The following is a 242-nucleotide window of genomic DNA, read 5'->3' on the forward strand; positions in this document are numbered from 1 at the left end:
ATCGCCTCTTCGAGAAGCCCGAAATAGGAAAGCTCGGTCACCTCGTCGTTCGCCTTGTTCAGCTCGAAGAAACCGGCAGGCGCGCCGTTCATGTAAAGAACCGTGACGCTGTTCTTCGGGTCCTTGAGGACGGCGGAGAGTTCCGCATCGCTCATGCGCATGCGTTTTTGCCAGTGCCAGCGTTTTCCCACCCGCCAGTAAATATAACGGTAGAAGTGCAGGGGAATATCGGTAACCCGCAT

Annotated in this window: 1 protein-coding gene; it reads right to left on the minus strand. The window is 55.8% G+C overall.

The window, feature by feature from the left end; all coding sequences use genetic code 11:
* Nucleotides 1-242 (minus strand): hypothetical protein (locus tag SB764_RS44030; RefSeq protein WP_410867317.1); only part of this gene is annotated, 242 nt, incomplete at both ends.

Source organism: Paraburkholderia sp. SIMBA_027 (assembly GCF_046535315.1).
Lineage (GTDB): Bacteria > Pseudomonadota > Gammaproteobacteria > Burkholderiales > Burkholderiaceae > Paraburkholderia > Paraburkholderia tropica.